Origin of the sequence: Paucibacter sp. XJ19-41 (assembly GCF_028462495.1) — a bacterium.
GTDB lineage: Bacteria > Pseudomonadota > Gammaproteobacteria > Burkholderiales > Burkholderiaceae_C > Roseateles_E.
Window position 1 is genome coordinate 1 of sequence record NZ_JAQOWX010000180.1, and the last position, 7,033, is coordinate 7,033.

The 7,033-nt window shown below is 68.3% G+C and carries 6 protein-coding genes and 2 pseudogenes; 3 read left to right on the forward strand and 5 right to left on the reverse strand.

The window, feature by feature from the left end; all coding sequences use genetic code 11:
* The 3 genes from PO768_RS26945 to PO768_RS26955 form a co-directional block, all read left to right on the forward strand.
* A partial coding sequence (locus PO768_RS26945; protein WP_272648517.1) for a DeoR family transcriptional regulator occupies positions 1 to 234 on the forward strand: 234 nt, incomplete at its 5' end.
* A 44-nt stretch (positions 235 to 278) separates the two neighbouring features.
* Positions 279 to 944 (forward strand): Vgb family protein, encoded by a 666-nt coding sequence (locus tag PO768_RS26950; RefSeq protein WP_272648518.1) that lies wholly within the window; start codon positions 279 to 281, stop codon positions 942 to 944.
* Positions 945 to 1,028: 84 nt separating this feature from the next.
* Positions 1,029 to 1,403, forward strand: coding sequence for a hypothetical protein (locus PO768_RS26955; protein WP_272648519.1), 375 nt, complete (start codon positions 1,029 to 1,031; stop codon positions 1,401 to 1,403).
* A 16-nt stretch (positions 1,404 to 1,419) separates the two neighbouring features.
* Here PO768_RS26955 and PO768_RS29370 read toward each other — a convergent pair.
* The 5 genes and pseudogenes from PO768_RS29370 to PO768_RS26985 form a co-directional block, all read right to left on the reverse strand.
* A pseudogene (locus tag PO768_RS29370) lies at positions 1,420 to 3,869 on the reverse strand (AAA family ATPase).
* 116 nt (positions 3,870 to 3,985) lie between these two features.
* Positions 3,986 to 4,276: a BTH_I0359 family protein gene (locus tag PO768_RS26970; RefSeq protein WP_137942703.1), complete on the reverse strand. Its 291-nt coding sequence runs from the start codon at positions 4,274 to 4,276 to the stop codon at positions 3,986 to 3,988.
* A gap of 172 nt (positions 4,277 to 4,448) precedes the next feature.
* Positions 4,449 to 5,819: pseudogene (locus tag PO768_RS26975) on the reverse strand (SLC13 family permease).
* A gap of 144 nt (positions 5,820 to 5,963) precedes the next feature.
* Complete coding sequence (locus tag PO768_RS26980) at positions 5,964 to 6,872, reverse strand: ACP S-malonyltransferase (protein WP_272648521.1); 909 nt, start codon at positions 6,870 to 6,872, stop codon at positions 5,964 to 5,966.
* Positions 6,873 to 7,033 (reverse strand): triphosphoribosyl-dephospho-CoA synthase (locus PO768_RS26985; RefSeq protein ID WP_272648522.1); only part of this gene is annotated, 161 nt, incomplete at its 5' end.

Genomic DNA, 7,033 nt, shown 5'->3' on the forward strand with positions numbered 1-7,033 from the left:
GGCGATCAGGCCGCGCTGCTGGCCCTGCTGGCCGATGGCGCGGCCTGGTCGACCTCGGCGCTGGCCCTGGCCCTGGACGCCAGCCAGCGCACGGTGCAGCGGGCGCTGGCCGAGCTTCAGGCGCAGGGCCAGGTGCGCGCCGTCGGGCGGGCGCGGGCACAGCGCTGGCTGGCTCCGTCGCTGGTGGGATTCACGACGATCTTGTTACTCCCTGCCGCGCTGCCGATTGCATAGAGTGGCTGCCAGGCGCCGATTCCGAGCGCCATCAGGAGAGCCCCATGACCCTCAAGACCCAAGAAGCCCGCGTGCAGGCCGCCGAGATCGTGCGCGAATACGGCCCCTTCGCCGGTGCCGACAAGATCGCCGGCGTCACCCACGATGGCCAGCGCGTCTGGGCCGCCACCGGCGCGGCCCTGCTGGCCATCGACCCCGCCAGCGGTGAGTCCGTGCGCCGCCTGGATTGCCCCTGCGATGCTGGCACCGCCTTCGACGGCACCCACATCTATCAGATCGCCGAGTCGCGCATCGACAAGATCGACCCCGCCAGCGGCCGGGTGCTGGCCTCGATCCCGGCGCCCGGCCAGGGCAGCGACTCGGGTCTGGCCTGGGCCGAGGGCAGCCTGTGGGTGGGGCAGTACCGCGACCGCAAGATCCATCAGATCAACCCCGAGACCGGTGCGCTGTTGCGCACCATAGCGTCCGACCGCTTCGTCACCGGCGTGAGCTGGGTCGACGGCGAGCTGTGGCACGGCGTCTGGGAGGGCGAGGAGAGCGAGATCCGCCGCATCGACCCGGCCAGCGGCACGGTGCTGGAGCGGCTGCAGATGCCGCCGGGCACCGGCGTCAGCGGGCTCGAATCCGACGGGGCCGAGCTCTTCTACGCCGGCGGCGGCGAGAGCGGCAAGGTGCGCGCCGTGCGCCGCCCGAAGTCGGCTCGGTCCTGATCCTGCTGCACGCATGCGGCCTGCCATCGCCCGCGACCGCCGCTGCTTGCTGCTCAGTCCTTCTGATCTACTGCAACTCAAGCCATGAATCAAAAACCGACATTCACTGCGGGCAAGAACATTGCCATGAAGGTGCCTGCGCATCTGTATGAGCAGACCATCGGGTTCTATCGCGATGTGATCGGCCTGGAGGAGCTGACCTCGCACGCGCCGGCGAAGGGCTTCAAATTCGGGGCCAACCATCTGTGGATCGATAGCGTCGCGACCCTCAGTCAGGCGGAGACCTGGTTTGAAATCCTGACCCACGATATCGAGGCCGCGTCAGCGCAGCTCGCCGCAGCGGGCGTGGTCCGATGCGACGCGATAGAGCCCTTGGCCGCCGACTTTCAGGCGTTCTGGATTTCCAGCCCTGCGTCCATCATTCACCTGGTTTGCAAGGATACCGAGACTTGGTCATGAGGCCGAGTCGCTGGCCCTAGCGAAACCCGATCCCGCGCCGCTGCCTGACCTCCGGTTTGACCCGGTGCTCGGCCTCCAGCTGAGACAGGAACTCGTCGGGTGTGAAGGCCTCACCAAGGATTTCGACCTGCTGGCGCACGGCGGCGAAGTCGCCCGGGGTCAGCTGGTCCAGCGCGGCCAGGCGCTCGCGCTGCTCGGCGTCGAGTTCGGCCACGCCGGCCAAACCCGCTTCATGCGCGAACATGGTCTCGCGCTGCTCGGCGCGCAGGGCCTTGAAGCGGATCTTGAAGGCGAAGCGGCGCAGCGCGGCCTCGTCGAGCTCCTCGAACAGATTGGTGGTGCAGATGAAGATGCCGGCAAAGCGCTCCATGCCGGCCAGCATCTCGTTGACCTCGCTGACCTCGTAATTGCGCTCGGCCATGCGCCGGCTGCGCAGAAAGCTGTCGGCCTCGTCGAGCAGCAGCACCGCGTCTTCATTCGTCGCGGCCTCGAACATGCGGGCCATGTTCTGCTCGGTCTCGCCGACGAATTTGCTGGCCAGATCGCTGGCCAGGCGCACCATCAGCGGCCGGCTTAAACGCTGGGCGATGTGTTCGGCCAAGGCGGTCTTGCCGCTGCCGGGCGGACCGTAAAAGCACAGATTGCCGCGACCGCGCCGCTGCAAGGCCTCGACGATGCGCGGGATTTCGAAGCGCGATTCAACATTCAGCAGGTCCAGCGCATAGCGGGTCACGACCTCGCGCGGACCCCGCTCATGCGACTGGTGGCCCAGCGCCTTGTCGGCGTTCTGCAACTGGCGCGCGATCAGGCCCTCGGCCTCGTCCGCTGCGCCGGCCAGCTGCGCGAAGCGCACCGCGGTGCGGATCTGCGCCGGGGTCAGGCCGCGCCGCTCGGCCAGCCGGGCCGCGAACTCCGCGCTGACCGCAACATCGGACAGCGCCCGCTGCACCAGGCCCAGGCGGGCGCCGGGCGGCGGCGACTTCAGTTCGAGGTGGTACTGGAAGCGGCGCCTGAAGGCCGGGTCGATCTGCTCGATGCGGTTGGTCACCCAGATCACCNGAACTCCGCGCTGACCGCAACATCGGACAGCGCCCGCTGCACCAGGCCCAGGCGGGCGCCGGGCGGCGGCGACTTCAGTTCGAGGTGGTACTGGAAGCGGCGCCTGAAGGCCGGGTCGATCTGCTCGATGCGGTTGGTCACCCAGATCACCGGCACCGGATTGGTCTCGAGGATCTGGTTGACCCAGGCCTTGCCCGACACCGAGCCCGAGGCCGGCGCATCGAGCGCGGCATCGAGCCGGGCCATCAGCTGCACCGTGTCGGTGGACAGCGGCGGGAACACGTCCTCGACCTCGTCGAACAGCAGGGCCACGTTCTGGCTGGCCTTCAGGAACTGCTGGCTGATCTGCAGCGAGCGGTAACGGTCGCGGCCGGACAGCGAGTTGCCGTCGCGGTCGGCATACTCGACCTCGTACAGATCGAGGCCGGCTGCCTGGGCCGCGACCTTGGCCAGTTCGGTCTTGCCGGTGCCCGGTGGGCCGTAGAGCAGCACATTGACGCCGGCCTGCTGGCGCGCGACCGCTTGGCGCAGCAGCGTGCCCAGCACGCCCAGATCCTCGGCGACGAACTGGAAGTCGCTCGGCGTCAGCTCGCTCTTGGTGGCCGGGCGGGTGAACACCGCCATCAGATCGCCCGGGGCCGGGTACTCGCGCATCAGCACCGGCGGCAGCTGGTCGCTGACCTTCATCAGATCGGCCAGATCGGTGATGTTGTGCTCCGAGATCAGGTTCTCGACCATGCCGATGCGCTCCAGCCGCGAGCCGGCGCGCAAGGCCTCGGCGACTTCCTGGGCATTGACATCGGCCACCGCCGCAATCGCCGCGACGGCCTCCTGCGCGGTATTGCCCTTGAACTCGACCAGCGCGCCGCGCAGCTCGCGCTGGTAGCGGGCCAGGGTGCCGTAGAGCAGGATGGCGCGCTCGGCCGGATTGAGCTGCAGCAGATTGCCTAAAGCGGCGATGTTCTTCTCGACCAGGGTCGACTCCTGCTTGAGCTGCCGGTCCAGCAGCTCGCAGGTGGTGGCCAGCAGGGCCAGCATGTCCTTGGGCGCGTCCTTGATGTATTCGTCGAGGTAGAAGAACAGCGTGGCTTCGGCGAAGGGGCCGTTCCAGACGCCGTGGTGCTCCAGAAACATCTCATCGCTGAGCGCCTCGTGGCCGGTCCACAGCTCATTGCCCTGGCAGCGTTTGGCCAGATAGGCGCGCAGCCGGGTCAGCACGCGCACCGGCCAGACCAGATGGCGGCCGGTGAAGGACAGCAGGCCGTTGAAGTCGCGCCGCAGATTGAAGCGGCCCGCATGCTTGACGGTCAGCGTCAGCACGAACTGCGAACACATGCGATCCAGCACCGGGGCCTTGGCCAGTCCGGGGGAGGGCACTACGCGCGTGTCCGACAGACGCTTGACCATGGGGTACTCCTCACCAAGCCACGCCAGTCGGCGTGTTGAGCCCCATCTTGGCGCACAGCCGCGCCGAGAACAAGGCCCGGCGGGCGATTGCCGGGCGCTTGGCAGGAAATAGTCAATTAGTGCATCACCACCGGTTGGTGGCCCAGGCTGGCATAGGTCTCGATGAAGTCATCGAGGTCCTCTTCGGACGGGTCCTGCCCCATCAGGGTCTCGACCCCTTGCTGGAACTGCTCGGCCAGCGCGCCCTCGATGAAAATCTCCTTGCGGGCGAACTTGTCGACGATCTCGAAACCGCCGCGGCTGAGCTGGAACTCGGGCTCGATCTCATCGGCAGCGCGCAGGCCGGCCGCGACCGGCACGTCGAACTGCACGACGATGAAGCTGGGGGAGTTGTAAAGCATGTGCATGAAGTACTCCTGTGCCCGTTAGCTGTGGTCAGACTAAGCCCTTTCAAGCGACTTTCATGCCGACCACGCACAAATAGTCTCAGAAAGTCCCGCGACTCGGGGGATGGGGTCTTCGAGCTTTGTGGTGGAAGCGTCACAAGATCACGGATGGGCGACCCGCTCAAACCCTTGCTCAGAGCACCACAAAGAGCAGCCACACCAGCACCGGCGCCAGCACCGTGACGGCGCCGCCATAGAGCAGCAGCGTGCGGAAGAAGCGCTCCCGGTCCACGCCCTTGGCATTCGCCAGCACCAGCGCCCCATTGGTCGAGAAGGGGCTGACATCGACGATGGTCGACGACACCGCCATCGCGGCGATGAAGCCGATCGCCATGCCGCTGTTGTCGCCCTGCAAAAAGGGCACGCCCAGCGGTATCAGCGAGCCCAGCACCGCAGTCGATGACGCGAACGCCGAAATCACCGCGCCGACAAAGCACAGCAGCAGGGCCGCCATCAGCGGCGAGGTCAGCTGGGCCACGCTGTTGCCGACGTAGGAGATCGTGCCCATCTTGTCCATCACGCCGATATAGGTGCTGACGCCGACGATCAGCATGATCTCGGGCCAGGACACTTGGCCGAGCGCGCTCGTCTGCAGCCGCGGCTGCAGCAGGCTCAGCGCCGGGCCGATGCTGATCGACACAAAACCGATGTCGAGCTTGTAGACCAGGGTCAGCACGGCCAGCGACAACAGCCCCAGCGCGGTGATGAGCTGGTGGACATTGGTGCTCTGGAAGGTCTGGGTGTTGACCTGGCCGAGCATCGAGGAGCGGCTGTTCGCGACCCGGCGTCCTTCGCCGAACGATTCGGCCTCGGCGCCGCCGAAGACCTGCGGGCCGCCCTGGGCCCGCGCCACCTGGGGAATCGGCGCCAGCTCGCTGTCGGGCCCGTCGGCGTGGCGGCGCATCAGCTTCATGCCACCCAGCATCACGAACAGGCCCAGCGCGACGACGAAGTTGACGCCGAAGCTGGCCAGCATCGTCGTCAGCTCGCTGAGCGGCAGGCCGGCGCGGGCGACGATCTTGTTGGTGATGCCGCCGTAGATGCTGATCGGCGAGAAGCCGCCCGCCTGCGCGCCGTGGATCACCATCAAGCCCATCATCAGCGGGTTGATGCCGTGCTTGGCAGCGAAGCCCAGCGCGATCGGCGCGATGATGGCCACCGCGGCCGGGCTGACGGCGCCGACCGAGGTCAGCACCGCCGCGATGAAGAACATGATCCACGGAATCGCCGCGATCCGGCCGCGCACCGCGCGTACCGCGATCCTGACCAGCCAGTCGATGGTGCCGTGGTTCTGCGCGATCGCGAACAGTTAGGTGATGCCGGCCAGCGTCAGAAAGAGGTCGGCGGGGAAGCCGGCGATGATGGCCTTGACGTTCATGCCCGCCACCAAGGTGCCGACGAGAAAGGCGCCGACAAAAGCCAGCACCCCCATATTGATCGGCAGCACGGTGGCGATGACGAACATGGCCGCGAGCGGAAGAATCGACATCCAGTGGATGCTCATGGTTTGTCTCCTGTGGCTGCGGCTGGGCCGCTTTGGTATCGCACGGTATCGGGGGCGCCCGGCCGCTTCAATCAAGCCGGGCGACGGACCGTTACGGCTTCAGGAAAGGTCGGGAGCCAAGCCGCAGACGCGCGCGTGCCCTGCTCAGGCGCTGCAGCACTGCGCGACCCAGCGGCTCAGGCCCTGCCGGGTCCTGAACTCGTCGGCGGATCGGGCCGGGATGTCCGGATACCGCTGATTCCACAGGCCGGCCAGCGCCTGGCCGCCGCCGATCTCCAGCACGCAGCGCGGGGCGCGCATCGCCAGCTGGTCCATGCAGTCGTCCCAATGCACCGTGCTGGCGATCTGCCTAGCCAGCGCCTCGCGCGCCGCATCGGCGCGCCAGATCCGCTGTGCCGTGTTGCTGAACAGCGGGCAGCGCGGTGCCTCGAAGCGCACGAGGCGGAGCCGCTCGGCGAAGCCGTCGGCGGCCGGCTGCATCGCTGCGGTGTGCGAGGCCACATCGACCGCCAGCCGGGTGCAGCGGGCGCCGTGGCGACCGGCCAGCGGCTCGAAGTCATCGAGCGCGCGCTGCGGCCCGCCCAACACGACGCGGTCCGCGCCATTCGAGATCGCGATGGCCAGCGGTGTATCGCGCAGCAGCGACAAAAGGGCGTCGCGCGCGAGGCCGCTCACGCCCATCAGCCCGCCGGGTGTGGCACGGCTGGCCTCATCCATCAGCTCGGCCCGCTGGGCGGCCAGCGCGAGGGCATCGGTGGGAGTCAGCACGCCGGCGGCGCCGAAGGCTGCCAGCTCGCCGACGCTGTAGCCGGCGATGCCCAGCGGCTCGGGCAACTCGTCAGCCAGCTGCCGCCAGGCGGCCAGCGCCGTTGCGGTGATCAGCTGCTGGGCGTTGCGGTTGCGGCGTGCCCAGGCCGTGTCGGCCAGCGCCGCGCGCCAGTCGGCGACGCCCAGGCGCTCGCACAGTGCCTGGGTCAGCGCGTCGGGCGCCAGCCAGGGCAGCATGCCGGCATGCTGATGCCCCTGGCCGCTGAAGATCAGGGCCAGGCTCATTCAGGCCGCGCCCAGGCGCATCAGCCAGCAGCTGCTCGCCAGCATATCGGCCGCGCCGCCGGGCGAGAGCCGTCGTGCGACGAAGGCCGCGCCGATCCGCTGCGCCCGCGCCAGCCCGCCGGGCGCTGCGGCGCCGCCCTGCGCGAGGAAGCCGCGCGCCG

Coding starts and splice junctions, on each gene's coding strand:
- PO768_RS26950 (WP_272648518.1), top strand. CDS start 279: ATGACCCTCAAGACCCAAGAAGCCCGCGTGCAGGCCGCCGAGATCGTG.
- PO768_RS26955 (WP_272648519.1), top strand. CDS start 1,029: ATGAATCAAAAACCGACATTCACTGCGGGCAAGAACATTGCCATGAAG.
- PO768_RS26970 (WP_137942703.1), bottom strand. CDS start 4,276: ATGCACATGCTTTACAACTCCCCCAGCTTCATCGTCGTGCAGTTCGAC.
- PO768_RS26980 (WP_272648521.1), bottom strand. CDS start 6,872: ATGAGCCTGGCCCTGATCTTCAGCGGCCAGGGGCATCAGCATGCCGGC.